29 protein-coding genes are annotated in these 25,852 nt (G+C 51.4%); 12 read left to right on the top strand and 17 right to left on the bottom strand.

Annotation, left to right across the window (positions count from 1 at the left end):
- Positions 1 to 233: 233 nt before the first annotated feature.
- The 3 genes from AC0VZ8_RS03370 to ssuE form a co-directional block, all read right to left on the bottom strand.
- Complete coding sequence (locus tag AC0VZ8_RS03370) at positions 234 to 992, bottom strand: AAA family ATPase (protein WP_201259422.1); 759 nt, start codon at positions 990 to 992, stop codon at positions 234 to 236.
- Positions 993 to 1,277: 285 nt separating this feature from the next.
- Positions 1,278 to 1,868: a P-loop nucleotide/nucleoside kinase family protein gene (locus AC0VZ8_RS03365; RefSeq protein WP_071222319.1), complete on the bottom strand. Its 591-nt coding sequence runs from the start codon at positions 1,866 to 1,868 to the stop codon at positions 1,278 to 1,280.
- Between the two features lie 61 nt (positions 1,869 to 1,929).
- Positions 1,930 to 2,475, bottom strand: a complete 546-nt coding sequence (gene ssuE / locus AC0VZ8_RS03360) for an NADPH-dependent FMN reductase (RefSeq protein WP_071222129.1) — start codon at positions 2,473 to 2,475, stop codon at positions 1,930 to 1,932.
- Positions 2,476 to 2,870: 395 nt separating this feature from the next.
- Between ssuE and AC0VZ8_RS03355 the strand changes: the two genes are divergently transcribed.
- Both AC0VZ8_RS03355 and AC0VZ8_RS03350 read left to right on the top strand, forming a co-directional pair.
- A complete protein-coding gene (locus AC0VZ8_RS03355; protein WP_475486048.1) occupies positions 2,871 to 3,779 on the top strand; it encodes an SDR family oxidoreductase in 909 nt (302 codons plus the stop codon).
- A 55-nt stretch (positions 3,780 to 3,834) separates the two neighbouring features.
- On the top strand, positions 3,835 to 4,290 hold the full coding sequence (locus AC0VZ8_RS03350) for a hypothetical protein (protein WP_475486047.1): 456 nt from the start codon (positions 3,835 to 3,837) through the stop codon (positions 4,288 to 4,290).
- A 67-nt stretch (positions 4,291 to 4,357) separates the two neighbouring features.
- On the opposite strand, the gene AC0VZ8_RS03345 is transcribed toward AC0VZ8_RS03350, so the two are convergent.
- Positions 4,358 to 6,106, bottom strand: a complete 1,749-nt coding sequence (locus AC0VZ8_RS03345) for an NAD(P)H-hydrate dehydratase (protein WP_475486046.1) — start codon at positions 6,104 to 6,106, stop codon at positions 4,358 to 4,360.
- 66 nt (positions 6,107 to 6,172) lie between these two features.
- Complete coding sequence (locus AC0VZ8_RS03340) at positions 6,173 to 6,805, bottom strand: NAD(P)-dependent oxidoreductase (protein WP_071222135.1); 633 nt, start codon at positions 6,803 to 6,805, stop codon at positions 6,173 to 6,175.
- A 366-nt stretch (positions 6,806 to 7,171) separates the two neighbouring features.
- On the opposite strand from AC0VZ8_RS03340, the gene AC0VZ8_RS03335 reads away from it, so the two are divergent.
- The gene (locus AC0VZ8_RS03335) at positions 7,172 to 8,065 is read left to right on the top strand and encodes a hypothetical protein (RefSeq protein WP_071222136.1); all 894 of its coding nucleotides are present in this window, start codon (positions 7,172 to 7,174) and stop codon (positions 8,063 to 8,065) included.
- A 399-nt stretch (positions 8,066 to 8,464) separates the two neighbouring features.
- Here AC0VZ8_RS03335 and AC0VZ8_RS03330 read toward each other — a convergent pair whose 3' ends face one another.
- The 3 genes from AC0VZ8_RS03330 to AC0VZ8_RS03320 form a co-directional block, all read right to left on the bottom strand.
- Positions 8,465 to 9,058, bottom strand: a complete 594-nt coding sequence (locus AC0VZ8_RS03330; protein WP_475486045.1) for a MerR family transcriptional regulator — start codon at positions 9,056 to 9,058, stop codon at positions 8,465 to 8,467.
- A gap of 67 nt (positions 9,059 to 9,125) precedes the next feature.
- Positions 9,126 to 9,206 carry a MerR family DNA-binding transcriptional regulator gene (locus AC0VZ8_RS03325; protein ID WP_475487633.1) on the bottom strand — a complete coding sequence of 27 codons (81 nt, stop codon included), beginning with the start codon at positions 9,204 to 9,206 and terminating at the stop codon, positions 9,126 to 9,128.
- 21 nt (positions 9,207 to 9,227) lie between these two features.
- Complete coding sequence (locus AC0VZ8_RS03320; RefSeq protein WP_475486044.1) at positions 9,228 to 10,211, bottom strand: alpha/beta fold hydrolase; 984 nt, start codon at positions 10,209 to 10,211, stop codon at positions 9,228 to 9,230.
- A gap of 149 nt (positions 10,212 to 10,360) precedes the next feature.
- On the opposite strand from AC0VZ8_RS03320, the gene AC0VZ8_RS03315 reads away from it, so the two are divergent.
- Positions 10,361 to 11,272, top strand: coding sequence for a hypothetical protein (locus AC0VZ8_RS03315; protein WP_071222141.1), 912 nt, complete (start codon positions 10,361 to 10,363; stop codon positions 11,270 to 11,272).
- 294 nt (positions 11,273 to 11,566) lie between these two features.
- On the opposite strand, the gene AC0VZ8_RS03310 is transcribed toward AC0VZ8_RS03315, so the two are convergent.
- The 4 genes from AC0VZ8_RS03310 to AC0VZ8_RS03295 form a co-directional block, all read right to left on the bottom strand.
- Entirely contained in the window at positions 11,567 to 11,779 is a 213-nt protein-coding gene (locus AC0VZ8_RS03310; protein WP_071222142.1) for a YezD family protein, read from the bottom strand.
- Positions 11,780 to 11,924: 145 nt separating this feature from the next.
- On the bottom strand, positions 11,925 to 12,791 hold the full coding sequence (gene cysW, locus AC0VZ8_RS03305) for a sulfate ABC transporter permease subunit CysW (protein ID WP_260066423.1): 867 nt from the start codon (positions 12,789 to 12,791) through the stop codon (positions 11,925 to 11,927).
- A 12-nt stretch (positions 12,792 to 12,803) separates the two neighbouring features.
- Positions 12,804 to 13,652, bottom strand: coding sequence for a sulfate ABC transporter permease subunit CysT (gene cysT, locus AC0VZ8_RS03300; protein WP_113060891.1), 849 nt, complete (start codon positions 13,650 to 13,652; stop codon positions 12,804 to 12,806).
- A 38-nt stretch (positions 13,653 to 13,690) separates the two neighbouring features.
- On the bottom strand, positions 13,691 to 14,767 hold the full coding sequence (locus AC0VZ8_RS03295; protein ID WP_071222147.1) for a sulfate ABC transporter substrate-binding protein: 1,077 nt from the start codon (positions 14,765 to 14,767) through the stop codon (positions 13,691 to 13,693).
- A 360-nt stretch (positions 14,768 to 15,127) separates the two neighbouring features.
- Between AC0VZ8_RS03295 and sleB the strand changes: the two genes are divergently transcribed.
- Positions 15,128 to 15,787 (top strand): spore cortex-lytic enzyme, encoded by a 660-nt coding sequence (gene sleB, locus AC0VZ8_RS03290; RefSeq protein WP_071222149.1) that lies wholly within the window; start codon positions 15,128 to 15,130, stop codon positions 15,785 to 15,787.
- 172 nt (positions 15,788 to 15,959) lie between these two features.
- Here sleB and AC0VZ8_RS03285 read toward each other — a convergent pair whose 3' ends face one another.
- A complete protein-coding gene (locus AC0VZ8_RS03285) occupies positions 15,960 to 17,033 on the bottom strand; it encodes a lactonase family protein (RefSeq protein WP_071222151.1) in 1,074 nt (357 codons plus the stop codon).
- Positions 17,034 to 17,269: 236 nt separating this feature from the next.
- On the opposite strand from AC0VZ8_RS03285, the gene AC0VZ8_RS03280 reads away from it, so the two are divergent.
- From AC0VZ8_RS03280 to AC0VZ8_RS03265, 4 genes are all read left to right on the top strand, one after another.
- Positions 17,270 to 18,430 (top strand): stalk domain-containing protein, encoded by a 1,161-nt coding sequence (locus AC0VZ8_RS03280; protein WP_475486043.1) that lies wholly within the window; start codon positions 17,270 to 17,272, stop codon positions 18,428 to 18,430.
- Positions 18,431 to 18,642: 212 nt separating this feature from the next.
- The gene (locus tag AC0VZ8_RS03275; RefSeq protein WP_475486042.1) at positions 18,643 to 19,014 is read left to right on the top strand and encodes a cytochrome-c oxidase; all 372 of its coding nucleotides are present in this window, start codon (positions 18,643 to 18,645) and stop codon (positions 19,012 to 19,014) included.
- A 150-nt stretch (positions 19,015 to 19,164) separates the two neighbouring features.
- On the top strand, positions 19,165 to 19,575 hold the full coding sequence (locus AC0VZ8_RS03270; RefSeq protein ID WP_260066436.1) for a hypothetical protein: 411 nt from the start codon (positions 19,165 to 19,167) through the stop codon (positions 19,573 to 19,575).
- Between the two features lie 200 nt (positions 19,576 to 19,775).
- On the top strand, positions 19,776 to 19,988 hold the full coding sequence (locus AC0VZ8_RS03265; protein WP_260066438.1) for a DUF6199 family natural product biosynthesis protein: 213 nt from the start codon (positions 19,776 to 19,778) through the stop codon (positions 19,986 to 19,988).
- Positions 19,989 to 19,990: 2 nt separating this feature from the next.
- On the opposite strand, the gene AC0VZ8_RS03260 is transcribed toward AC0VZ8_RS03265, so the two are convergent.
- The 3 genes from AC0VZ8_RS03260 to AC0VZ8_RS03250 all read right to left on the bottom strand — a co-directional run bounded on the left by AC0VZ8_RS03260 (position 19,991) and on the right by AC0VZ8_RS03250 (position 22,263).
- Positions 19,991 to 21,394 (bottom strand): DUF4179 domain-containing protein, encoded by a 1,404-nt coding sequence (locus AC0VZ8_RS03260; RefSeq protein ID WP_475486041.1) that lies wholly within the window; start codon positions 21,392 to 21,394, stop codon positions 19,991 to 19,993.
- Positions 21,387 to 21,917, bottom strand: a complete 531-nt coding sequence (locus AC0VZ8_RS03255) for a sigma-70 family RNA polymerase sigma factor (protein ID WP_260066441.1) — start codon at positions 21,915 to 21,917, stop codon at positions 21,387 to 21,389. The genes AC0VZ8_RS03260 and AC0VZ8_RS03255 overlap by 8 nt, the downstream gene beginning before the upstream one ends.
- A 154-nt stretch (positions 21,918 to 22,071) precedes the next feature.
- On the bottom strand, positions 22,072 to 22,263 hold the full coding sequence (locus AC0VZ8_RS03250; RefSeq protein ID WP_071222164.1) for a hypothetical protein: 192 nt from the start codon (positions 22,261 to 22,263) through the stop codon (positions 22,072 to 22,074).
- Positions 22,264 to 22,493: 230 nt separating this feature from the next.
- Here AC0VZ8_RS03250 and AC0VZ8_RS03245 point away from each other — a divergent pair, with 230 nt between their 5' ends.
- From AC0VZ8_RS03245 to AC0VZ8_RS03235, 3 genes are all read left to right on the top strand, one after another.
- On the top strand, positions 22,494 to 23,213 hold the full coding sequence (locus AC0VZ8_RS03245) for an MBL fold metallo-hydrolase (protein ID WP_475486040.1): 720 nt from the start codon (positions 22,494 to 22,496) through the stop codon (positions 23,211 to 23,213).
- Positions 23,210 to 23,770 (top strand): TetR/AcrR family transcriptional regulator, encoded by a 561-nt coding sequence (locus AC0VZ8_RS03240; protein WP_475486039.1) that lies wholly within the window; start codon positions 23,210 to 23,212, stop codon positions 23,768 to 23,770. Before AC0VZ8_RS03245 ends, AC0VZ8_RS03240 begins: the two co-directional genes overlap by 4 nt.
- Before the next feature lie 125 nt (positions 23,771 to 23,895).
- A complete protein-coding gene (locus AC0VZ8_RS03235) occupies positions 23,896 to 24,387 on the top strand; it encodes a cytochrome c biogenesis protein CcdC (RefSeq protein WP_071222169.1) in 492 nt (163 codons plus the stop codon).
- A 365-nt stretch (positions 24,388 to 24,752) separates the two neighbouring features.
- On the opposite strand, the gene AC0VZ8_RS03230 is transcribed toward AC0VZ8_RS03235, so the two are convergent.
- Positions 24,753 to 25,766 carry an NADP-dependent oxidoreductase gene (locus AC0VZ8_RS03230; RefSeq protein WP_475486038.1) on the bottom strand — a complete coding sequence of 338 codons (1,014 nt, stop codon included), beginning with the start codon at positions 25,764 to 25,766 and terminating at the stop codon, positions 24,753 to 24,755.
- Between the last annotated feature and the right edge of the window lie 86 nt (positions 25,767 to 25,852).

Below are 25,852 nucleotides of genomic sequence, written 5' to 3'. Positions count from 1 at the left end.
CATGATTATAATTCTATTTTATCCCATTTATTGAGGTACAACTAACTAATTACTTAAATTATTCGAAGTTTATTTCAGGATTTCGAATATCCATGATTCTTAACATTAGAAATATCTACGGATGGAAAACTCCTAATCATTCCCCTGACTCGAAACGCTCGGTACGATAAAGGCTCCTACATAAAAAGGACTCGCAAGATCTATGCGATCTTACAAGTCCTTATCTTTCCCGTTTATTCCTCATCGTCTGCAAACAATTCGTGCAGCATCGCTTCCCGGCGATTCACGAATTCCTTCGTAATCATATAATGATCCGTTTCCTCCAAGCTCGACTCTTCTACCCCTTCGGAAGTCAGCTTGTAGATGATGGAATCGGGATAAGCCATAACAATTGGCGAATGGGTGGAAATAATAAACTGCGAGTCTTCCTGGACCAGGTCATGGATGCGTCTGAGCAGCGCCATTTGGCGAAATGGCGACAAGGCCGCTTCCGGCTCGTCCATGATGTACAAGCCATTCCCCCAGAATCGGTGCAAAAAGGTAGCAAAAAACGATTCTCCATGCGACTGCTGGTGAAGCGATTTGCCGCCGTAGGAATCATAAAGTCCCGGTCGCTCCCGTTCCAATGCATCTACCTCGCTGGCGACGTTATAATAGCTCTCCGCCCGAAAGAAAAAACCATCCCGCGGTTTGCGTACGCCTCGAACGGTTCGTATGTATTCATGAAGCTTGGAATGCGTCTCCTCGGTTGAGAACGAGAAGTTCATCGTTCCTCCTTCCGGATTAAACCCAAGGGCTGTGGCAATCGCCTCCAGCAGCGTAGATTTGCCCATGCCGTTCTCGCCTACGATATAAGTAACCTTGGGATGAAAATGAAGACCGTCCAAAGCCGCAACGGCCGGCAAATTAAAAGGATATTCATGAAATGAAGGGATGCGATCCCTCATTAACACAACGCTTCGTAGATAGGCAAGCATAGCAGCGTTATCCAAGCGCTTTCCCTCCTCGATTGTGAAACCTATAATTACTACTCTACTATATATCATTCCGGCGATGGTTCCAATTCAGGACCATCACTCGATATTTCCGAGTATAAACATGGGACATTTCCCTGAAGGGTGAATACGAACATCCTTTTTCACGCCATAACAGGAGGTTTTTCCTCGAGATGTTGATGCCTCGTCGATACTCAATAAAAATGCGCCATCACAGGGCTCGCCGGCACCTGGTATGACGCATTTTTATTATACGATATCGAATGTTGTTATTCTGATATGCTACTCGCTTACGATAAACTGATAGAGCTCCTCAACCTTCTCTTCCGTCAAATCGCCGCTGTTATCAAACACCTTAATGGACGTCTGCGGAATGTCCCAGTTCACTTCCGGCACGAAATCGACGCGCTTCTTGAAGTCGTCCCAATGATCCAGCTTCCACTGATCCCGCTCGGTCTGTCTGTCAATGATGCGCTCCTTCTGCAAATCCATATCTTTAAGCGCAACCACGATGACCTTCACGTCAACGTCGCTCTTCGTTAACCCTGCCGATGCAATGACTTCTTCAATCCATTCGCGGTTCTTGAGCTCGGCGGTAAACGGAGAAATCATAAAAACATTTTGTCCGGCACCCAGGTTCTCGATGCAAATATCCTTGGTCGTATCATATTCCAGATCGCGCAGGTTCTCTTTATAAAAGGAAGAGTCGCGGTCATTCGGATCCAGTCCGTTACTTTCCAGGAACTTCTCAACAAAGCGTCCCCCCACCGTATCACGGTCGAGAAATGCAGCCGGTATACGGACTGCAAGCTTCTTGGCTACGGTTGTCTTGCCTGTACCGGCCACGCCGACAAAAAACACTAGCTTTTGCAAATGGTATCCCTCCATATGATCTCTATCGCTATTATATCCCTGCCGTCCACTCATGCCATCCTTATGCGCGTTCTGTCCGGTAACGGGTTTCTTCAATTAATTCCTCCATCGCGGAGGTCAAGCGTTCCTGAAGCACGTCCGCTACATCAAATCCGCCATCCTCGGTACGTGCCACCTGGGCGTCCACCGCGTACACGCCGCCAAGAATATGACGGGCCCCGATCGAAGAAAGCACGGGCTTGAGCGAATAATCAATCGCCAGCAGATGTGCGAGACTGCCGCCGATAAACATCGGAAGCACGATTTTGCCGGCCAAGCCTTTTTGCGGAATCAGGTCTAAAAAGGTCTTCAGAACACCGGTAAACGAAGCTTTATAAACCGGACTTGCCACTATCACGGCATCGGCCTCGGCCACAAGCCCGTTCGCTTTGACAATATGCTCACTCTCAAACTTGGTATGAATCAAATCCTCAGGCGGCAGGGCGGCCACGTCGATCCGGCTAACCTCGAAATTCGCATCAGTCAATGCCTGCTCCGCATACTCCATAACCGCATTCAACCGGGATCCGGCTGTAGGACTCCCGTTAATAATAACAGCTTTCGCCATAATCATTCACCTCGGCTTATCTTATAGTGTCGCCATCTCATCCATTCATAAGATCGCTATGTAAGGTCATCTCGAACGTCAACCCATATAAATCAGAGCAAACTTGTCAGAATTAGTATCATCGTATCAATGTGTCCGCGCTTTTGTCAATGCAGCAGCTCCGGCAATTGAATCATGGCGATTCGCCAACCATTACACTTCGCTCCTCCAGCGGGGTTGGGGAAGATTTTTTACTGAGTAGCCCGAAAGAAATCGTAAAAAAATCGGTATTCCGCGCGTTTGCGCACGACCTTTCTCCTATTCTGTTTATAAACGGCACCCTCGACTGGGCGAATGCATAGAGATAAAGCATCGGCGTTCAACGAAAACACTCTGTATATCAAAGGAGGAAGGAAATGAATCCCCAGCAGCCCATTCCATACGTAGGCTCCAAAACCGAATGCAAGGAACAGCCCATCGCGTTCCCTCCCCAGCATCAAAACTGCCAGCCCGGTCTTGAAAGCCTCATGTCACCGCGTCCGATCAGCGAGGATCCCGCCTACCAGGGCAGCGGTAAACTGGATGGCAAAATCGCCATTGTAACCGGAGGGGACAGCGGCATCGGCAAAGCGGCGGCCATTGCTTTTGCCAAGGAAGGTGCCGATCTGGTCATCCCATACTTATATGAAACTTCGGATGCGGAAGTGACGAAGCAGCGGATTGAGTCGCTCGGCAGACGCTGCCTCTTAATGAAGATCGATCTGCGGTATAAAAAGAACTGCGAAGCCGTAGTAAACGAGACGATAGCCCACTTCGGCAAGCTGGATGTGCTTGTAAACAACCATGCCGTCCAGTATGTTCAGCGCAGCATCTTGGACATCACGGAGGAACAGCTGCATCATACCTATCAAACGAACATCTTTCCCTTTTTCTTCATGATCCAAGCTGCGCTGCCCCACATGAAATCCGGGGCGTCGATCATCAACACGGCCTCCATTACCGCCTATCAAGGATTTAAGGAGCTCATCGACTATTCTTCTACTAAAGGCGCCATCGTTTCCCTTACCCGATCCCTTGCCCTTTCGCTCGTCGATCAAGGCATCCGCGTCAATTCCGTCGCTCCCGGCTCGGTCTGGACGCCGCTCATCCCATCCAGCTTCCCAGCCGATGAGGTCGCCGTGTTCGGAACGGATTCACCGATGAAGCGGGCGGCACAACCCTATGAGCTGGCACCTGCCTATGTTTACTTGGCGTCGTCCATCTGTTCCTCTTTTGTCACGGGTCAGGCTATTCACGTCAACGGGGGACAGATGGTAACCAGTTAACAGCGGTGCTTTAAGCGTTCGAGAAGCTATGAATAACAAGCAGAGGGTGTGTACCATGAACACGGGAATTCCTAAACGGTCCGGCCGGATGGACATGGGATTTTATGCATTAAACAAGCTGGCCAGCGCCGGCATCGTTGTGCTGCTGCTGAGCCTGCTCGATTGGGTGTGGCCTCCCGCCGCTGATCGAGCTTCGGAATGGTTAGGCCTTTATCTGCCGCAAGAGCACTGGGTATACGGTTACGCGCTGACTGCATCCCTTGCGGCAGATGCCATACTCTCGTTCTTGCCTTCCCTGCATAAGGCTAAACAAGCCGCTGTGTACGGAGCGGTCGGTTTTCTGTTCTTCGCCCTATTTACAGGCGGAAATCCGGAGCAGCTCTGGCTGCGCGCGGCAGCGGGAGCTGTAACACTGCTCATCTTCTTGTGGGGGAAGCATAAGTTCTCCAGTAATTCTATGGCCACCCCGTTCTTTGCCTTGGTCGTTCCCCCGTTGTGCTGGGTGATCTGATTCAAGCTGCGACTATAGCTTTCATCCATGAAAAAAAGGCCCTTCGATGAGGGCCTTTCTCTTCGTGTCAAAGTGCTTCGATGACATCCCCGGCGATAACAGAGGCGGGATGTCCCCGGTGCCGCGCGGCCCGCTCGCCGGCACGACCGTGCAGCCACACGCCAAGCGCGGCTGCAGACGGACCGGCATATCCTTGCGCCAGCAGGCTGGCAATGATGCCGGTCAGCACGTCCCCGGTGCCTCCGGTCGCCATGCCGGAGGTGCCGGTTGTGTTGATGTAGGCTTGCCCGTCCGGCGAAGCCACGACGGTGTGTGCCCCCTTGAGCACGAGGGTAACCCCGTGCCCGGTCGCGAACGATGCGGCGGCACCGATCCGGTCCCGCTGCAGCTCGGCGGTCGGGATGCCCAGCAGCCGGGACATCTCCCCCGGATGCGGGGTCAGCACGGTTTCTGCACCGCGCGGCTTCCAGGTTCCGAAATCACCGGCCGCGGACAGTATATTCAGCGCATCGGCATCCACGACCAGCGGTCCTTCCCATTCTTCCCACAAACGGCGAAGCCATCTGGCATCTCCTTCAAAACGGCCAAGTCCCGGACCTACGGCCAGCACATCGCGGGTTTTGGCGAGCTCCAGCACCTGCTTCGCGGAGGCTTCATCCCAGTAGCCTCCGCTCTCTTCGTCTGTGGCGGGAGCGAGCATCACCTCGGGCGCGGCTCCGCTCAGCGGCAGCACCAGGCTTGCAGGGAGCGCCCAGGTCACCAGGCCGCAGCCCGCACGAAGTGCTGCCCGGGAAGCGAGCAGGCCTGCACCGCTCATCGTGCGGCTGCCCCCTACGGTCAGCACGTGACCGTAGGTGCCCTTATGTCCATCCGGCGAGCGGTAGCAGGCCACGTCCACACCCAGCTCGGTCCGAAGGACATGCGGGGTGAGCAGATGCGTGCTGACGCCGTGCTCCTGGCACAGCAATGCCGGGATGCCGATGGAGCGGACCACCACCCGGCCGGCCGCCTCGGCGCCGGGGTACTGCACCAGGCCTCGCTTCAGGAATGCGAGGCATACCGTCACCGCGGCCGAGATGCACGGCTCGTGCCGCGCGCCGGTATCGGCGTCCAGTCCGCTCGGAATATCCGCGGACACAATCGGCAGGCCGCTGTCATTGGCGGCCTGGATCAGCGCGGCGTAAGCGCCGCGGGGCGCGCCCGCCGCGCCCGTGCCGAGCAGCGCGTCCACGATGCCGGTGTACGCGCCGTAGTCCACGGCATCACGGCCGTGGACCAGAGCCGGGATGCCAAGCGCTGCCGCGGCATCCCGCTGCACCGCCGCCTCGCCGGTTAACGCGGACGGCGAGGCGGCGTAGAGCAGCGTGACGCTTATGCCAGCGTCACGCAAATGCCGGGCGGCGACCGCCCCGTCGCCGCCGTTATTGCCCTTGCCCACCAGAATGAGCCAGTGCTCCTGCGCCGCAAGCGCGGTGGGCAATCGAGCATCTCCGTCGATGACAGGCGACGGACGGCTCATCTCCAGAGCCAGGTCATCCCCGGCGATAATAGCCTCCGCCGCTGCCGATTGCTCCGGTAAGGATAGCCGCTGTTCACCCCGCCCGTCCTCATACATGAAGGACCGAGCCTTTCCTGCTATCCCAGCAGCGGCTCCGTAATGAGAACGGCTCACTCTATCACGCTCCAGACACAGCTTCAGGACTTCCTCGGCAATCGCCTTACCTGCATTCTCCATCAGAGCTATGGCCGGAATGCCGATTTGATGAATCGTATGGTTGTCGAGTGCCCTCATCTGTCCAGACGTCACAACATACATCCAAGCTCTCCCCTTTGCTTCGATATATCCTACGCAAACGCATTGGCGACTCAGGATGCCTGTCTATTAATAAGCAACGGTAAAACGGGACTGAATAAACTGCGGATCATCCAGCTCATCGATCACCGCTACCGCGAAATCTTCAACCGAGATTCGGCTGCTTCCGCTCTCGTCCGTCACCAGGCGATCCATGCCGATCCGGAACTGTCCGGTACGTTTCCCCGGCTCAATGATCGCCGCCGGACTGACATACGTCCATTCCAGATCGCTTTCCTTATAAAGATCGTAAGCATCCGCGTGCGCACGGGCAAGCGGTCTGATCTCTTCCGGAAATTCCGGGGTTTCCATAAGCGGTACGCCGCTATCGGCGATCAGGCTGCCTGCGCCGCCAACGATCAACAGGCGGGTTACGCCGCCACGTCTCGTTCCCTCCATAATCGTGCGTGCGGCTGCAACGAGTTCCTCTTCCCGGCCGAACTTCGGGCCGAAAGCGCTAATGACAGCATCATGCCCTTGAATCGCCTCTTCTAATGATGAAGGATCCATTACATCCGATTTGACTTTCTTTAATCGCTCATGCTCTGCATCCAATCGATCCGGATTACGCAAAATCGCAGTAACTTCGTGCCCCCGTCGCAGCGCTTCCTCCGTAATTCGTCTTCCGATCGTTCCGCTTGCTCCAATTAATGCTACCTTCATGTTCATCGCTCCTTCGCTTAGAAATTATACTACATCACCCCTGGTGATGAATGGCTCTTCTTGAATCTTAAGTAGTATTATAAACACCTGGTGCCGTCTATAGCCGTTCCGGGCTGTCACACCTCCTATTTACTTATCCCCATGCAGACCTCTACAAACTCCACTCGTTCATTTTTCCTCAAAATAATAGATCTTTAGACCTATGTATCACAATATCACTTTCGCCGATAGAGTACATAAGTGCATATTTACGAATATATATATATCTTGAATAATGACTTAAATCGCAATACTAATGTTGTGTGTTTGTTGGAATTTGTCGTTTTCCTATGAGCTAATCGTATTGTAAAGGAGATTATCCATATTATGAAAAAAAAATACGTCCGCTGGCTGGCCCTCTGTCTCGCAGGCAGTCTGCTGCTGCTAAGCAGCTTGTCCCTTCAGCCTGATGCCGCTACGGCCGAACCCCGCCAGAAGGCAACCTGGTTCTGGGATACGCCGCAGATTCAAGATTCGGCTGACGACATTCTTGATTTTGCCGCCAATCAAGGAGTCAATGTGCTCTATCTGCAGATGAACCGCGATGTTCGGCCCGAATATTACCGCAGCTTTATCCGCCAAGCAGGCAAACAGGGGATCGCGGTTCATGTCCTTGGCGGCGCGCCTAACTGGGCGCTTGAAACGGAGCGTCACCGATTGGAGACTTTCATTCAATGGACCGCTGAATATCAGGCTTCCGCTGCACCGAATGAGCGCTTCACCGGCATTCATGTCGATATCGAGCCGCATGTGCTGCCCGAGTGGAAAACAAACCAGGCCACCGTGGTAAAGCAATGGCAGGCGAGCGTCCGTTATCTGGTTGATGAAGCGCGGAAGCTGAATCTGCCTATCGGTTCCGACATGACATTCTGGCTGCACGGCTACCAGCTGCCGGACCAGTCGATGTCAATCAGCCGGTGGATGATCCAGCAGTTCGACCAGGTCGTCATTATGGCCTATCGTGATCAGGCAGATACCATTTATAAAGTCGCTGCTGCCGAGCTTAAGGAAGCCGATGAGCTCGGCAAGGAAGCCCTGATTGCCGTAGAGACCAAATCGAGTAATGAGGGAGCTTACATTACCTTTTTTGAGGAAGGCACGTCCTATATGGAGGAACAGTTATCCAAGTTATGTATCAAAGCGGAGAAGCACCCTTCGTTCTCCGGGTTCGCCATTCACGACTATAGATACTGGAAAGCATTGCATGACTCCGATCGATAACATCGCGATTATTTCATAATAGGAATAAAAAAGATGGCGTTTCAAGAGGGTGTTTTCCTCTGGCGCCATCTTTATATTTTTAGATGAAAGAACTTCTCCTCTCCATCGGGTAAAAAGCCTGATTGCTTTCAAACCGTCAACATGAGAAGCAGTACATAACCGACCGTCAATTTCGCGCGTTGAAGCGGCGCTTTTTTCACCTGCACTTCCATCCCCCGGCCCCTCCTTCTCTTCGATGTCTTATTCATATACTATATGCGGCTCGGCCCCTTATGTTCCCTTGAGGAAACATTGTTTACCGATAGAAAAACCGATCAGGCATGTAAACATAGAATCATATAAACAAAAGAATGCGATTAAGCTTCCTGCATAGGAAGCAGCACCCGGGCAGCTTGCAGCTCATTCAAGATCAGTGTAGTGCTTCAAGACGTCCTGCAAATATTGTTCTGCTTCCATTACAAGCTGACGCTCTCCAGCGTTCCATCGATCCCGATTTCGATCGACTGCTAAGAAGGCAGCATGAATCCGTTCGTCGCCATGTGTCACACGTTGAACCATCCGTTGCCATTCTTCGGCTAAGGTTCTGGCTAAACGGGACTCGATGGGAACGTTTGAGGCCTTATAAGCTGCAGCTTGCAACGATATTTTTCTGAACGTGTTGTAAAAATCCAATGCCGCCTGCTCAGAGTTAAATACTGTTCGAAATAGTCGCGAGTCTTCCTCCGAAAATTCGTATTCTTTCCAAGCCGACATATCGACCTCATTCAATGAACGCATGAGATGGGCTAACAGCTCCCAGGGTACGGTGTAACCTTCTTTCATCATTTCCTTAGCGACATGCAATCCGTCAAGCTTGGCTTGGATACTCTCTTTCTGTGAATAGAGGACCGATGCCTGATAATCTAGAATGTTCTCGATATCCTGCTCCTCGGTGCCCACGATCAATTGTTCTTTGATCTTTTTTAAAGAGAAACCGATGGCTCTATAGAACATAATCTGTTCAAGTACATACAGCTGTTTATCATAATATACTCTATGCCCCAGCTCATCTCGTTCCGCCTTAAGAATCGTAATACTGAATGGTTCGCGGAGTTATTCCCGACAATTGACTGAGTTCTTTTACGGAATATTTTTTTCCCATGAACCCATCCCTTCCCGTCCCTTACTCGATTTTGGCTAAAAAAGCTTCTATTGTTTCCAGTAACTCTTCAGGGTATTCCCCGTTAATTGCGTGCGAGGCATCTTCAAATACGACCATCTCGCTATTAGGGTCTTTCAGGGAATCCTTCCCCGTTTGATACGACTTATCAGCATGGTGCATCGTCGATTGTCCAGCTAAAATACCGAGCACCGGCATCGTCAGCTCAGCTAATCGTTCCGGCTTGATGGCTTCCGGCATAGGCAGCTTGCTCTTGAATGTCCGCATACCGGTTTCGATTAATTTGGCGGTCGGGTCGCTGTCATCAACTTCAGCCCCGCCGGATATATAGCTGAGCATTTTCTCCCGGATCGGTTTGGGCACCATGGGCACGGACGCCGGAATGGACACCAGTATCATTTTCAATGGAATGGGGCCAAACACATAGACAGGGTCCAGCAATATGAGTGAGTGAATCTTCTCAGGATGCTTGAGCGCCACATTCGCCGCACTCCACCCGCCGAACGAAAGCCCTAATAGGTGGATCTCTGATTCCGGCAGCTGATCCAGCACTTGCGCTAACCATGCTGCTTGGTCCGCAGCGGTTTCAATCCGTCTGGTTTCTGTGCTTAAACCCGGCTCTCCTATCAAATCAAGGGTGTATACAGGCCTGTGTTCTAGAAAGCCGCTTAGATTGGTCTCCCACATCGGTGTAGCAGATCCTTTACCGGGGAGCAGCAGCAGGGGTGTTTTATGCGGTGTATCGCTCCCCTGGAACTTGTAGAGCTGTACCATGCCAAAATCGGTATGAACCTTAATCGATTCAACCGGTTCTGGTAAGTGACTCATCGCCTCACCATAAGCTGCCGCATATTCCTTCTGCCCATCCTCTGTAACAAAACCGCTTAACGACCCGTCATCTCTAAATAGGAAGCCGATTACCGTCAGTATAGCTAGTATCGCAATGAGAATACTACCCAAGATTACCCATCTTTTTTTTCGTTTCACTTCAATCCCCTCCTAAGGTGACTATAGGATATGACGTAACGTTATACGCAACCCCCTATGCTCTCCATAGCTGCCTGTTACCGAATCAGCTTGAAATCCCTCCCTTGTTGTGCAATAGTGAAAGGTAGAATATTGAAGGAGGGATCCGCTTGTCCCTTACGGAATGGATGAATGATATCTTTGGCTCACTCGACACGCTTGTGGCTGTGCTTCTTGCCACTGCGGTATTTACGGGCCTGTACATATACAGTGCATCCCGGCTATTGGGTGCACGCAAGGATTCACTCGCCCGCATTCGTCAGTCCTTGACGATTTACACCAGACTGGCCGGGCCTCTGGGGACCCTTATCAATCGACCGACCCGAACGGCCGTCCCCGAGGATCTGCTTATCCGGCTTCTGCAGGAATGCAAATCCGCTGACCTGTTGACTCGGGAGCTCCACGAACAGATTGATACCTTTCTAAGCGATCGTGATGAATCCAGATTGACAACTCTTCACAAGCTGCTGGACCGCGAGATCAACAGGCTTATGAAGGAGCGCGACGAGCTGGTTGGACGGCTCGAGAAACCAGGTTGGGGTATGGGATTATGGCTGCTCTTGAAACCTGCAATACCTGCCCTTTCACTAGGTGCTGCAATCCTATGGACGACGATTCTCGTTCAAGAACTACGGCAATCCTCTGCCTGGACAAACCCCGAGGTATGGTGTCTATGGCTCTCCAACATGATTGCCACGATTTCTTTCTACCGATTGTTGATGGACTCCAGAAGAAGAACGCATGGCATTATCTATACCGTGCTGCATCTGCTGATTGTAGCTTCAGCCCTATTTAATCTGATCTGGAACGAGGCCTCACCTTACGTTTTGGCTACCCAATGCTTGCTGTATCTGGCGGGTTTCCGGGTTACGGCCACTCGCCAGCGGCGTGAGCGGCCCTATGCCGGACACCCGGAGCTAATGGAACAATTTCTTCATCCTGCGGGAGATCACGACCCTCTTAGTGAAACGGCAAATTTTAGTGAACCGGAGATTAGCAGCAGTCCTCTGCGGTCCAGATAAGACAACAGCGACATGAGTATTACGAAAAACAACCCGTGCCGAAATTCATCGGCCGGGCTGTTTTTTTATTTTCGCAATCCTATGGGGCAGGCACATATTATCCGATATCACGCTCTTCCATACCGCATTCCTTGTTCCTACAAAAAAGAAAAGAACTTCCGCATAAATGCTGAAGCGCACTCCCTTAGAATACATCGCTAACACTCTAGGGTGTTTATCCAAAGTCTACTGGATAAGGTGCACTTCATGGCATCGATGGAAGTTCTTATCTCAATACTCGACAACCTCGCGGGATCATCTTGCGCTCGTTCTTCGTTGTTGGCCGGATGCCCGGGACGTCTTGACCGCTCCGGAGGCCGTATTCTCGAAACGCTTGCGCTCCGTTCGTTCCATCTGAACGATCTGACCCTCATGCACTACAATTTGCAGCGAACCGAATTCCATGTCGTTCAGCAGGCTTGCTATGCGTTCGAGCCACATCTCATCCACTTTTAAAGGTTTAGCCATGGATACGCCTCCTCACCGGGCAAAGCCCCAATCTATTTACTCATCCCCACAAGTCGAAGTGGCCATCTGCCTGCACGCGCTTATTATTCATTCTTTTCCAACCTACATAGTATGAATTAACATTAGCATGGGTTGGAAACGACTGTCAATGGTCATTTTTTCGCGTAAACCAATTTTTCAGCAGCAGGGTTACGACGGCTAATAACAACAATAATGAGGCCACCGCAAACGATGCCGAAAACTGATACTCGTTGTACAAAATTTCGACGTGAAGGGGCAGCGTATTCGTCTCACCGCGGATATGACCGGATACAACGGACACGGCCCCAAACTCGCCCATGGCTCTGGCGTTGCACAGAATGATGCCGTACAATAGCCCCCACTTGATATTAGGCAGGGTAACCCTCCAGAATATTTGCCAGCCCTTGGCGCCCAGCGTTACGGCCGCTTCCTCTTCCTTCGTCCCTTGGTCTTCCATCAGCGGGATCAATTCCTTGACCACAAAGGGAAACGTGACAAATAATGTAGCCAGAACAATGCCGGGCACGGCAAAGATAATCTTGATATCATGGCTTTCAAGCCAAGGGCCAAACCATCCCTGCCGACCGAAGATCAGCACAAAGATTAAGCCTCCGATGACCGGCGATACCGCAAACGGCAGATCGAGCAGCGTAATCAACAGATTTTTGCCTTTAAAACGGAACTTCGTTATGGTCCATGCCGCGATGACACCGAACATCGAATTCAGCGGTACCGTAATGGCCGCTACCAGTAAAGTCAGCTGAAGCGCGGATAGGGCATCTGGATCGGATAAGGCTGCTATATAGACGTCCCATCCCTTCTTCAGCGCTTCGGTCATCACCGTAATCAGAGGCAGCACAATAAGCCACAACAGAACAAGCCCAGCCAAACTTATGAATGTCCATTTCACCCACGGCTTCTCCGCTGCAGCCGGAGAGGACGGCGTGTTTCGTCTCGCTGCAGAAACAGCAGCAGGTACAGTTCCAGCCATGGTATCCCCTCCTTAACGCGCGGTTTTCCGCGTCCAATGTTGTAAGATATTGATGCCGAGCAGCAGTGCAAAAGAGATGAGCAGCAATATTAAGGCAACCGCCGTCGCGCCGGCGTAATCAAATTGCTCCAGCTTTGTCATGATCAGCAGCGGCGCAATCTCCGTCTTCATCGGCATATTCCCCGATATGAAAACCACGGAGCCGTATTCTCCGATTCCCCGGGCAAAAGCGAGCGCAAATCCGGTCAACAGCGGAGGAATCAGGGTTGGCAGAATGATGGTGCTAAACGTTCGCCATCGGCCTGCCCCCAGCGTGGCAGCCGCCTCTTCCGTATCCCGCTCCGCGTCCTCCAGCACCGGCTGTACCGTCCGCACAACAAACGGTATGCCGATGAACATGAGAGCAAGCGTAATGCCTAAGGGAGAGAATGCCGCCTTGATCCCTAGCGGCTCCAGCAGCGATCCGATCCAGCCATTAGCGGAATAGATCGCGGTTAAAGCCACCCCCGCCACGGCCGTTGGCAGGGCGAAAGGCAAATCGATCAGCGCATCCCACAATTTTTTACCAGGGAAATCATACCGCACCAGCACCCAAGCCAGCAGCAGTCCCAATATCGTATCCGCGAATGCGGCCAGCGCCGCTGTCGTCAGACTAACCCGGTAGGAGGCCAGCACCCTCGGATCGGTTGCAACCGACCAGAACTTCTCCCACGTTAGTCCGGTTTGATTGAGCAGCAGCGCGGACAGCGGGACGAGCACAACCAAACTCATGTAAAGAACGGTCAGTCCCATGCCGATTCCAAAACCAGGGAGCACCCTGCGATGATTTCTGCCTTGCTTCTGTACGCGGAGTACAGCCATGTCCACTCATCCTTTCCTGCCTTCGGCGGTTATGCCGATCAGCTTCCTGGCACGTAAATCTGATTAAAGATGCCGCCGTCATTGAAATGCTTCGTTTGCGTCTCTTCCCATGTTCCAAACACATCCTTGAGCGTAAACAATTCGATGGCCGGGAATTTCTCCTTGTATTTGTCAGCCACGCTGGCAAGCGTCGGACGGTAGTAATTCTCCGCCGCAATCGTCTGTCCCTCTTCACTGTATAGATATTGCAGGTACGCTTCCGCTACCTCACGGGTCCCTCGCTTGTCGACGTTCTTATCCACGACGGCCACCGGCGGTTCCGCCAAAATGCTGACCGACGGGTTCACGATTTCGAATTTGTCCGGTCCCAGCTCGTTAATCGAGAGATACGCTTCATTTTCCCAAGCCAGCAGCACATCCCCGATTCCACGTTCTACAAAAGTGGTTGTTGCACCACGTGCGCCGCTGTCCAGCACCGGCACGTGGGTGAACAGCTCTTTCACGAATTCCTGTGCCTTCGCTTCATCGTTATGGTTAACCTTGAGTGCATAGCCCCATGCCGCCAGGTAGTTCCACCGTGCGCCGCCGGAGGTCTGCGGGTTCGGTGTGATAACCTCTACCCCCTCCTTGATCAGATCCGGCCAATCCTTAATGCCTTTCGGGTTGCCTTTGCGGACGAGGAAAACGATCGTCGAGGTGTAAGGCGCACTGTTATGCTCGAACTTGCTCTCCCAGCCCTCATTGATCAATCCGGCCTGACGGATTGCATCGATATCGTATCCGAGGGCCAGTGTCACCACATCCGCCTCCAAACCGTCGATTACCGAACGGCTTTGCTTGCCTGAACCCCCGTGCGATTGCTTAAATGTTACCTTCTGGCCTTGTTCTTTCTCCCAATGCGCCGCGAATGCTTTATTGTACTGGTCATATAACTCGCGGGTCGGATCGTAAGAAACATTGAGAAGTTCCACGCTCGGCTTGCTTGAACCCGAAGCAGGCGCTTCTCCATTGGCGGTTGCGACTGTCTCTGTTTTCTCTGCACCGCAAGCCGTAAGCGCCGCCGTCAACATCATGGTTAATCCGATGAGAACCCCTTGCTTCAACACCTTTTTCATATGGATCACTCCCCCTGGTATTCTCTACTAAACAGGCCGTATGGCAAAAAAAAGACGGAGGAAGGCTCATCAGAACAGAGTCAAGCCGGTTTGCTACCGTGCCTGCTCTTGATCCTTGAGCGTTCCTCCGTCGATACGGTGAGAACGAAATATTATAATTCCTACCTGTTTAGTATGTTACGTTGCTATTGTAATAAGTCCATCCTCTGCTGTCAAACCTTTTTTTCAAATAATTACAAGTTTGGGACCCCCCGGTCCATAGTACCATTTTTGGCCCGCGAACGCAGTCACTGCGCGGTTTTCCATTTACTGAGGGTTGTATGAACCCGCTTCCATCCTTATAATTCAACCCCAAAGGAGATGATCACCATAAGAAAGCCAACCAGGAAAATAATTTCTGCTCTTTTCCTAAGTATTCTTCTGTTCATGCCTGCATTCGCCCAAACGACGGAGGCAGCTCCGCTGTTAAAGCCGGGCAGTGAAAACGGGGATGTCTGGGAACTTCAATATCGCCTGAAAACGCTGGACTTCTACACGCAGCCGCTGGATGGCAAATATGGCGCAAACACGAAAACAGCTGTTACCCGTTTCCAAAAAGAATACGGTGTGCCAGCCGATGGAGTTACCGGCGCGCAAACCTGGAGACAGCTGAAAAAATATACGTTAAATCAATCCGAAATGGATGTCATGGCCAGAGTCATTTACAGTGAAGCCCGCGGTGAGCCTTACAAAGGACAAGTTGCCGTCGGGGCTGTTGTCATGAACCGCATTCAATCCAGCGAATTTCCGAATGATATTCGGGGCGTCGTCTTTCAAAAAGGGGCCTTTACAGCCGTAGACGATGGACAATACTGGCTCCCCCCGAACCGGACCGCCTATCTGGCCGCATTGGATGCCGTTCGCGGCTGGGATCCGACTTATGAATCCCTTTATTATTTCAATCCCAAAACAGCGACCAGCAAATGGATCTGGTCCAGACCGCAAGTGCTGCAGATCGGCAATCATATCTTTGCGCATTAATTATTCATCGAATGAATCTTTAAACCCATGAATTCCTATGATTTCCTATGACCTTGCTTAGCCTGTTTGCTCCCTTTGCGGAGGTTTGTGCATTGCTACGGGCGAAGAACACCAAAAAAAGAAGCAGCTCACGTCCCATTTCCGGGTTCGGGCTGCTTCTTCTTTATATAAGTTAACGTTTATTCGCCTTTGCCTTCTCTACAGGACAGATACATACCGGGCGCGTAACTTCTAGTGTATAACCCGTAGAGACCAGGTTACCCGTGTCCGGATCGATCCGATAACTTGCGATCAAACCATTGTCCTGATTCGCCGTCAGCAGAAAGCCCTCTGGCAGTATATTGAAGTGGCGCGGCGTTTTACCGCCGGAAGACACCCAGTTAACTGCGCGGAGCGTACCGGTCTCCTGGTCGATCACATATTGAACGATGCTGTCATGGCCCCGGTTGGAGGCGTACAGATAACGGCCGCAAGGAGATACCAGCAGGTGGGCCGATGTGTTGTTATCCAACACTACATCCTCTGGCAGCGTCGATATATGCTGTAATATTTTCAAATCCCCAAATGTCCCGTCGTTTGCGTATGCCGTTACCGTGCTGTTCAGCTCGTTCGCGCCATACACCCACTTGCCTGATGGATGAAAGGACACATGCCTTGGGCCCGAGCCTGGCGGAAGACTGATCTCGCGTTGGGTAACCAGCTTGCCTTCCTCCAGCCGATACAGGTTCACATCATCCATGCCCAGGTCACTGACCACGATATACTTGTTGACGGGGTCTTCAAATATCGAATGCGGATGCGCTTCCGATTGACGGTCATCGCGAAGACCGCGTCCGCTGTGCTTGATCTTGGAGACCAGCTCTCCGATCTGACCGTCTTCTTCTAATGCCAGCACCGAGATTTGTCCATCGCTGTACCCTGTCGTAAGCAGATACTTCCCGTCCGATGTCCGGGATACATGACACGCACCGGATGAGCCGGTAGACTGAACATTCAGCAGCGTTAATTCACCGGTTACCAGATTGGCTGAATAAGCCGACACATCGCTTTCGCCCTTCTCACTGGCTGCATACAGTACGGAGATGGAATCATCGAAATCCAGATAGGTAGGGTTTTCAATACCAGCCGTACCGCCTAAGAGACGAAGCTCGCCTGTACCCCGGTCCATCGCCCCCCAATGAATGCGATTCTCTTCCTCCGAACCGTAGGTTCCTATGTAAAATATCAGTTCCTGTCCTGCTGTCATGTGATCCACTCCTTTGTCTAATGAATGTTCCGGTGACCCGGTCTGATCCTTATTATGTATTACCCATAAGGGCTTCGTGCTTACCGCCTTTTTTCAATTCGAACCGGCAAGCCGCCGCCACGTTGCTCTACCCCTTATTACTCACGAAGAAATCTATTGCTAGCATTGGTTTTATCATGTACGATTACCACAATTACCCCTCTATTCTATCATTCGTTGAAGGAGATGACAGCCAATTGAAGAAAAAAATAAGCCTACTGGCATTCGCTTTTCTGTTCCTGTTCGCCAGCGCGACGCAAGCCGCTCCGGCAAAGATTCAAGGGAATATCCGAGTCTACCTCGATAACCAGGAAATCAAATTTCAGGCAGCCCCTATTATGAAAAATGGAGTTACCTTCGTGCAATTCCGCCCTCTGTTTCAGGCCCTGGATTATACAGTCAATTGGAACAGCGGAAATAAACAGATAACGGGTACATACCTCGATCAGAAGCTGCAGATGACCATCGGGCAGAAGACCGCTTATGTCAATGGCGCAAAAACCACGCTTCAGATCGCCCCATTCACGCAAGGCGGCAACACGCTGGTTCCCCTTCGTTTCGTAGCGGAAGCCACCGGACTGCCCTTGAAGTGGGACTTCAAGTCACGTACCATCAAGATCGACCGGGAGGGTGCAATCGACAAAGCCACCGACGAGGTGAAGAAGCTTTATCATACGATTGAAGAAGCTGGTAATGCCAAGAAACTGGATGCTGTCATGAGCGCCTTCCATCCAAAATCCCCTGTTTTTGCAGAAATCCAAGAACATTATCAGAACCAATTCAAGAACGATCTGCATGTATCCGCTGACGTATGGGAAGTAACGGTAGCCGGAACGTCGATCCATGCCTACACCAGTGTGACCCTCGACCGCACCAGCGGGCCTTTTGCTTGGGATGCTACGCTCCATTACGAGAATCTCTTGAAGAAGGACGCGTCGGGAGCATGGAAAATCTATGATCTGAGCCATTACGAGACGGAATATCTAGTCGGAGATGAACTGCTGGAAGCTCATCCGGAAGTGCCGGAAGCGGAACAAAAAGCCATCGTGGCGACCATTGACACCCAGTCCAAGGGCTTCAATGATGAGAATGGTCCGCTGCTCATGTCGGTTATTCATCCGGAATCGGTCTTCCACGAAATGTTCCGAACCAGCATTGCGGAAGGCATCTTCGATGAGGTGAATTTCAACCTTAAATCAGTTGAGCTCCGAACGGTCTTCTTCCAAGGGGAAGACGCCGTCGTCTACGCTGAAGAAACCGATGATGCCGGCGGTGAAATCATCCATTCGACCTCCCTCTACTGGCTCAAGAAAACCGAAGGCAAATGGCTGATCTATGATGTGCTGGAGCTGGAATAGGTCAGTGGCATAATGAGAACGTAAAACATTAACCGTGAATTCCCCGACGAGGGGCACGGTTTTCTTTTTGTATCGTCCATGTAAAGTCGTGCGATTGATATTCGCCCCCCCGGGGGGTTCTAACTTAGTTCTTTATTAAATCTTCCTCCCTCTTGGTCTACTTCACCATAGGTGACATATATCATAATAGTAATCCTTGAAGGAGGGGTTTTATGGGTGTCAAATTAATCAAGATCTCTGCTGTTTATTTCGTGCTCGGGGTACTGCTGGGCATGTACATGTCGATCACCCACAGCTACGATTACGCCTCAGTTCATGCACACGTTAACCTTCTGGGCTGGGCATCCCTGGCTCTTGCAGGTGTTATTTATGTTCAGTTCCCCGCAGCTGGGGAATCCACCGCAGGTAAAGTTCATTTTTGGCTGCACAATATCGGTCTGCCTGTCATGATGATTGGTCTTGCACTGCTGGTTAGCGGCATGGAATCGGTAGAGCCGGTCATTGCGGTTGGAGGGGTTCTGGTAACGCTGGGCATTCTCGCTTTTCTCTATAATGTGCTAACCCATGTTAAAAGCACGCGGTAGAAGGCAACGCTGATTTCTAGCTCGGGTCCTCAAGGAATCGTCTCATTAGCGGTTCCTTTTTTATGCGCCTCTTTCATGGGGAGATGGGTCATAGTTACCGACTATTGGGTATAAGTAGATACCTTTCTCTTCGAAGGAGGCAACATAGATATGGAAACGAACTCAGCTATAGAAGTCCAATTTCACTGCCGTCAGTGTCAGGCGGATATCGGGGTTACGTTCAAATCAGAACAGTTCACCACGGTACTCTGCCCGCAGTGCGATTACAGCTATTCACTCATGAGACCAACCATTGGTGAAGAGATCCTGCTGGATTGGGAAAAAGAAGCCGCATTCCAAAAAATCCGCGCAGACCAAACCGAGCATGACAAAATGGAGCTCATGCTCCTCGTCATTAAAGTTGTCGAGCTGCTAACCTGGCGGGATGAGGGGAATGGCCATATCCGCGCCATCGAAACCCTCCGTGAATGGCTCCTGCTTAACGGTGTGCCCAAAGCTCTAATCGAACTCCTGGATGCCAAGGGACACGAAGGCAGCTCCCCTACCGAACACAAGGAATAGCGCCATCAAGCCCATGATTCAAAATATCATAAATGAAAAAGAGAAACCGTCCTCCGGCCATCTGGTCGGGGGCGGTTCCTTTTTCGTGTCCTTAATTCGGGAGCATAACATAAAGAATGAACGCTCTATTACTTTACATATGTTGGAACTTTGTTGATTAACTATACGTATTATCTCTAAAGAAAGGAGCTGATCTACGCATGTTCATCAACTTCATATCCACAGCGTTCATGGGCATCGCATTCATTGCGACTGGCATACATGCCATCAGAAATCCGCATTCATGGTGGTTTAGAAGAACGCGAGATGATATTGAACTCAGCGATTTGAGAATATGGTATCTAAAATTCGCCGGCAAAGTGGCCATCGCATTCGGCGTTGTGGTTATCCTGATGAGCTTTCAGCATCTCTAAGTTTATTGAATCGGCACCTCGAATGCCTGCTCCATGACACCAGGATAACTGCTTAACGTAAATGTCAGCGGCTGAGGGTAAACCCCGGGCTTAAGGTGAATATACTGCGTAATGAGGCTTACCTCAGAATCCGATGAGGATTGGGACGAGGCAATGAGCCCCCCTGCATCCTCGTTGATCCTATGCTTTTTCCCTTCTCCATCCACAAACTCCGGTTCAATCGACACGCTGCCCATATGCCGGTCAGCCTGTTCTTCGTATTCAACTGTCAGCGTATGCCCCGTGTACTCTCCGAACCGAAGATCGCCGTCCGGTGAACGAATGACCTCCTTCTTATCCGTATCCACCACGAGTTTCATCTTCGAGGGGTCCACTGCCTGAAATCCGCTCGCTTTCAGCGTGATCGATTCCGGCTTCTCCAATATATTGCTGTCGAAGAAGTAAGTCATGTCTCCACCGCCTGCACCGGGCAAAAATGCGGAATCGCTGTTCAATCTGATCTTCTCGCCGTTAACCACGGCTTCCAAATACACATCCCATAAACCGGATACCTTCATCGTATTGCTGGATGGGATGTTTGCTTTCACGACGATACCGGCTGGAGACAACACGGCTTCTTTCAAATAGAACCGCTGACTCTCAATCTGCAGCATTTTGTTGAGTGGAATCGTGCTAATATACTTCCGGACTGTCTCCATATCAACGGATACGTTAACATCGATCACCTGCTCGTTCTCTGCCGAAGATTCATAAGCCGTATTTGTCGAGTAGGGAGCGATCTTAAAAGATAACGTCAGTTCCTCAGGTATAGAGTGATTCTCGGCCATATGAATATACGATCGGGAATGGAACAGCTTGTCGGCGCCGGGCTTAATCTCGTTTCCACCCGACGACCCAATACTATAAGGCAGCGGTTCGCTGGATCCCCGGCGCTTCATCTCCAGCCCCTTTACATCTGCGGGATTCTCCGCACGGTTTTGGATCGTATAGAACACCTCCATCTGCTGGGAGCCTACAAGTATCCCGTTGACCGTTACCGTATAATCCCCTCTGGTCGCTGATTGATCCACCAGTTGAATCATGCCGTGTTTGTTGGCTGAATTCAGCGTAATATCTTCTCCGAAATCAAACCCGGTCAATGACGGATACGGCCCTTGAGCCGCCATTTGCTCCTTGGGATTTACCAGCCCTTCGTTCCCGATCCAGACGACGAACAGCAGCGCAGCCGCAACGGTTACAAACATGGCAGAGACGTTAGCCATTCGGGCCCGGCTCCGATGCGTGCGCCGTCCTCTTCGCATCCCGCCTCGCACCGCCGCGTCCAATGCTTCATCGGATACAACCGCTGCGCTGATCTCCGCGTCCCTGTTCATCTCCTTGAGCATTCGCTCTTCCTTCTCAAACATGGAATATGGCACCTCCTGGCTCGATTTTTTGCCGCAGCAGCTTTAATCCTTGATGCAGCCGGGTTTTGACCGTACCCTCCGGAACATCGAGAATATTGGCGATATCGCTGATTGTCATGTCCTGATAGTATTTCAAAATCAGCACATGGCGGTATTTGGGCTTCATCCGGCTGAGCGCACGCTCCAGATCCAGCTTGCTGTCACTGACCATCTCGGCAGCCGTCTCCTGGCTGCGCACTTCTTCAACCGGAACCACGCGTTTTTTTCGTTTATGCTCATCCATGCAGCAGTTAATCAGGATCCGAATGAGCCAAGGGACAAACGCCTCCGGATGCTTCAGCTTCCGGCACTTCACCCAAGCCCTGCACACCGTCTCCTGCAATACCTCCAGTGCGTCACTCTCGTTATGCAAATAACTGTACGCAATTCCATATAGGCGCCTTCGGTGCTCTGTCACGAGTGCATAGAACGCTTCCTCGTCTCCTCTGCATGCAGCAGCCGCAAGCTCATTATGATCTATCATCCGATTACCCTTCCCCTTGTCCGACCTGCCTCGCTTGTTTACATCACTGTATATAAGACTGCAAAGTGATTCAAACGGTTTTTTTATTTTTCGAGTTCTCCTTATACAAACAAAAAAGCCCGCCCGGTTAGGCAGACTTGTACGTATCTCTTGATTAACTTCGTTTTCTGCGTCCTTTAAAGAAATAATGGTATCCAAGATAGCCGATGCCGCATAACAGCAGCATAAGCGCAGAAATCCAGATGACAGGAAGCAGATATGGCGTGTGCTGACTGGCTACATACAGAAGTACCGCGGAGAAGGCATACATCACCATCAGAAGTACGATGCGTTTGAAAATATCCATGTCGTCCGCCCCTCACCCTTCATCTCAATAATCTACATTTTTTTCCGTATATCTATCTTTATGGTAACGCAAAACGATGAAAATTGCACTCAAAATTTGGTAAATATATAAAAATTTTAGGGGTAAAAAGAGCCTATTCATGAAAATGTTAAAATTTAGGCTTGATAAAACTAATGTAATTAGTTATTATACTAACATAATTAGTTTTTAGTGAAAGGGGAATAATATTTATGTTACAAACAACGATTGAGCACGTGACTCAAATTTCTTTTCTTCCTCGCCTTTTCCCGATAAATGTCTATCTTGTAGAAGAAAGCGACGGCATTACGCTGATTGATGCTGGTATGTCATTTTCCCAAAAGGGAATCCTGCAAGCAGCAGCCGCTATAGGCAAGCCCATCACCCGGATCGTGCTGACCCATGCCCACGGCGACCATGTCGGGGCGCTCGACGGGTTAAAGAAAGAGCTTCCGAATGCATCGGTCTACATCTCGCGGCGTGATGCGCTGCTGTTGAAAGGAAACGCCGGGCTTCAGCCTGGAGAGTTGCAAACTCCAATTCGCGGAGATATCCCCAAGAACATAACTACCGTTCCGGACGTGCTTCTGGGTGACGGGGATTCCGTTGGTTCGCTCAAGGCGATCTCCACTCCCGGACACACGCCGGGGCATATGGCATTTCTCGATGAGCGCAGCGGTATACTGATTGCCGGCGATGCTTGGCAGACACGGGGCGGATTAGCCGTATCCGGTGTGCTCAAGCCCTGGTTTCCCTTCCCTGCCATGGCGACCTGGAGTAAGGAGCTTGCCTTGGAAAGCGCCAAAGTGCTGATCGCACGAAAGCCCGCCGTTCTGGCCGTCGGCCACGGCCGGATGCTAAAGAATCCTGTCGCTGCCATGCAGAAGGCCGTTACGCATGCGGAATCTACAATTAGGAGGAGTGCAAAATGAGTCCGAGACCCGGAATCGACCGGCTTCAACTGCTTCAAACCGCTGCCGAACTGGCGGATCAGGATGGACTTCATGCCGTGACCTTGGCCGCGCTTGCAGGTAAGCTGGGCGTTCGGTCGCCTTCCCTGTATAACCACGTAGACGGACTGCCGGGTCTGCATGCCGCCCTGATGCTGTATGGCCTCCAGACATTGCATGATCGGCTGCTGAAGGCTGTCGCCGGTCGCTCTGGCGAAGATGCGCTGCGTTATGCATGCCTTACCTACGTCGATTTTGCCAGATCTCACCCCGGATTATACGAAGCCGCATTGCAGCCTCTCCGTCCGGAACAACAGGAGGCGCAGCAAGTAGGCAATCAGATTGTCGAGCTTCTGCTCCAAATCTTGGCTCCCTACCAGCTCAGTGAGCAGGAGGCGCTGCATGCCGTGCGGACCCTTCGCAGCCTGTGCCATGGCTTCTCATCTCTGGAACGCGGGGGTCAATTCGCTATGGATCTGAATGTAGATGAAAGCCTGGATTTCATGATCCGGATTTTCATCGATGGACTCCAACCTTAAAGACAGCCGCCGCCAACCGCGCTGATCCTCCCGCACCTGCCTGATTTTGCCTGGCATCAGAATGTGCTATAATCAAAAGGCAGCACATTTCATGTCATTTTATTTATGGAAAGAGGTTCTGAATTGTGGTTAATTTCGATTCCCCAATTCTTCAGATAGGCTCTACGATCGCGATGCTGGTTATGGCACTGACCGTTATTTTCATTCGGATGAAAGCGAGCAACCGCCCCGTCACCGTCAAGAAGATCATCATCCCTCCCGTCGCGATGAGCACCGGGTTTCTGATGTTCGTTGAGCCGCAGGTACGCATCCCTATATGGTGGGCGGGAATTGCCTTTCTGGTAGGCTGGTTTATCTTCTCCTATCCACTGATTCGAAGCACCAAATTCGAGAAGGTCGATGGCCAGATCTTCATGCAGAAATCGAAAAGCTTTGTTTACATTCTGCTCGGCCTGCTGGCAGTCCGGCTCCTGCTCCACGGATACATTGAGCAGCATATTTCCATCCCGCAGACCGCGGCGCTGTTCTTCATGCTGGCTTACGGCATGATTGTCCACTGGCGTATCTCGATGTATCGCCAGTATCAGCAATTTACGACACCAGGAGCGGCTATATAGCGGACATGTTCCATCGTTAACTATATAAGTTGAACTAAAGATTCTTAGCCTAAGCATCACTACGAATGCGGATTATTCTTCCGATCGCTGTTGCCCCCAGATTTCTTCGATACATTCATATCATGGTTAAAATCCGGGGGCAAAGGCCGACCACTTCGTTTCTACACAATAATTCCTCCTTCTCCGTTGAAGTTCTTCTTTTCTTTAGTTCAATCTATATAGTCATTAAACTTAATAAGCACAAAAAAGAGTGCCGATGATCACGCAAGCCGGAAGGCTATAACCCTTCCGCTCGCAAAGCTTCCGTATGAGGAGGCTTTCGAAGCGCGTGAATCCGACACTCTTTTGTTATCTATATCAAAAGGCTAACTCTGCTCCTCGCTTACCTTCACCAGCTGTTTCCCGAGATTCTCCCCGGAGAAGAGCCCCAGAAACGCCTCAATGGTCTTCTCGAAACCATCGACGATATGTTCGGCATACTGAATGTTGCCATCCCTCAGCCATTCGGCCAGCTCATGCAATGCCTCATTGTACCGACTGGCATAGTCGCCGACCAGGAAGCCCTTCATCAGTGCCGTATTGGTCAACAGCAGGCTCTGAATTCTCGGGCCCGTATCGGGCTTCTCCAGGTTATAGAGTGCGATCTGGCCGCAAATCGGGATCCGTGCATTTTTGTTGATCAGACGCAGCACCGCATCCGAAATCTCACCGCCGACATTGTCAAAATAGACGTCCACCCCATTCGGGCAAGCTTCCGCTAAAGACGATGCCAAATCTTCGGTCTGGTAATTGATCGCTGCATCAAACCCCAGCTTCTCCGTCAGGTAATTGGTTTTCTCGTCAGAACCGGCAATACCGATCACCCGGGTCCCTTTGATCTTGGCAATCTGCCCGACAATCATGCCAACGGCGCCTGCGGCACCCGATATCACTACCGTCTCGCCTTCCTTCGGCTGACCGATATCCAGCAGTCCGAAATAGGCCGTCAAACCGGTCATCCCCAGCACGCCCAAGGCGGTCGACACAGGCGCCAGATCCGGGTTGACCTTACGCAGTGTTCCTGTCCGCACGGCGGCAAAGCGCTGCCAGCCCCATGTTCCTGCAACATAATCGCCTGCCCGATAGGTCGGATCCGTCGATTCCATGACCTGCCCTACTGCGCCTCCAGCGATAACCTGTCCTACTTCGTAGGGTTTCGCATAACTCTTGGCATCGCTCATTCTGCCCCGCATATACGGATCCACCGACAAGTATACGGTCCGTACCAGAACTTCTCCGGCTTGCGGAACGGGCAAAGGCTGCTCCTCCAATATAAAATCCGACTCCTCCGGCATGCCTTGCGGCCTTTTGGCTAGTATAATTTGTTCGTTTACAGACATCTGAGTACCCTCCTTTAAAAAAACCGTCATCCTATCTTTACCCATTTTGTCCGTTTACAAATTTCCTAGCCCTAAGTCTAGCCCCT

Source organism: Paenibacillus sp. QJM3NY_38 (genome assembly GCF_056173265.1).
The sequence above is the reverse complement of the archived record's forward strand: the minus strand, read 5'-3'. Positions and strand labels throughout refer to the sequence as shown.

Bases quoted from the DNA above. Each gene is read 5' to 3' on its own strand.
- ssuE (WP_071222129.1), bottom strand. From the start codon at position 2,475: ATGGCGAAAGCTGTTATTATTAACGGGAGTCCTACAGCCGGATCCCGG.
- AC0VZ8_RS03355 (WP_475486048.1), top strand. From the start codon at position 2,871: ATGAATCCCCAGCAGCCCATTCCATACGTAGGCTCCAAAACCGAATGC.
- AC0VZ8_RS03350 (WP_475486047.1), top strand. From the start codon at position 3,835: ATGAACACGGGAATTCCTAAACGGTCCGGCCGGATGGACATGGGATTT.
- AC0VZ8_RS03345 (WP_475486046.1), bottom strand. From the start codon at position 6,106: ATGTATGTTGTGACGTCTGGACAGATGAGGGCACTCGACAACCATACG.
- AC0VZ8_RS03340 (WP_071222135.1), bottom strand. From the start codon at position 6,805: ATGAAGGTAGCATTAATTGGAGCAAGCGGAACGATCGGAAGACGAATT.
- AC0VZ8_RS03335 (WP_071222136.1), top strand. From the start codon at position 7,172: ATGAAAAAAAAATACGTCCGCTGGCTGGCCCTCTGTCTCGCAGGCAGT.
- AC0VZ8_RS03330 (WP_475486045.1), bottom strand. From the start codon at position 9,058: ATGTTCTATAGAGCCATCGGTTTCTCTTTAAAAAAGATCAAAGAACAA.
- AC0VZ8_RS03325 (WP_475487633.1), bottom strand. From the start codon at position 9,206: ATGGGAAAAAAATATTCCGTAAAAGAACTCAGTCAATTGTCGGGAATA.
- AC0VZ8_RS03310 (WP_071222142.1), bottom strand. From the start codon at position 11,779: ATGGCTAAACCTTTAAAAGTGGATGAGATGTGGCTCGAACGCATAGCA.
- cysW (WP_260066423.1), bottom strand. From the start codon at position 12,791: ATGGCTGGAACTGTACCTGCTGCTGTTTCTGCAGCGAGACGAAACACG.
- cysT (WP_113060891.1), bottom strand. From the start codon at position 13,652: ATGGCTGTACTCCGCGTACAGAAGCAAGGCAGAAATCATCGCAGGGTG.
- AC0VZ8_RS03295 (WP_071222147.1), bottom strand. From the start codon at position 14,767: ATGAAAAAGGTGTTGAAGCAAGGGGTTCTCATCGGATTAACCATGATG.
- sleB (WP_071222149.1), top strand. From the start codon at position 15,128: ATGATCACCATAAGAAAGCCAACCAGGAAAATAATTTCTGCTCTTTTC.
- AC0VZ8_RS03285 (WP_071222151.1), bottom strand. From the start codon at position 17,033: ATGACAGCAGGACAGGAACTGATATTTTACATAGGAACCTACGGTTCG.
- AC0VZ8_RS03275 (WP_475486042.1), top strand. From the start codon at position 18,643: ATGGGTGTCAAATTAATCAAGATCTCTGCTGTTTATTTCGTGCTCGGG.
- AC0VZ8_RS03270 (WP_260066436.1), top strand. From the start codon at position 19,165: ATGGAAACGAACTCAGCTATAGAAGTCCAATTTCACTGCCGTCAGTGT.
- AC0VZ8_RS03265 (WP_260066438.1), top strand. From the start codon at position 19,776: ATGTTCATCAACTTCATATCCACAGCGTTCATGGGCATCGCATTCATT.
- AC0VZ8_RS03260 (WP_475486041.1), bottom strand. From the start codon at position 21,394: ATGTTTGAGAAGGAAGAGCGAATGCTCAAGGAGATGAACAGGGACGCG.
- AC0VZ8_RS03255 (WP_260066441.1), bottom strand. From the start codon at position 21,917: ATGATAGATCATAATGAGCTTGCGGCTGCTGCATGCAGAGGAGACGAG.
- AC0VZ8_RS03250 (WP_071222164.1), bottom strand. From the start codon at position 22,263: ATGGATATTTTCAAACGCATCGTACTTCTGATGGTGATGTATGCCTTC.
- AC0VZ8_RS03245 (WP_475486040.1), top strand. From the start codon at position 22,494: ATGTTACAAACAACGATTGAGCACGTGACTCAAATTTCTTTTCTTCCT.
- AC0VZ8_RS03240 (WP_475486039.1), top strand. From the start codon at position 23,210: ATGAGTCCGAGACCCGGAATCGACCGGCTTCAACTGCTTCAAACCGCT.
- AC0VZ8_RS03230 (WP_475486038.1), bottom strand. From the start codon at position 25,766: ATGTCTGTAAACGAACAAATTATACTAGCCAAAAGGCCGCAAGGCATG.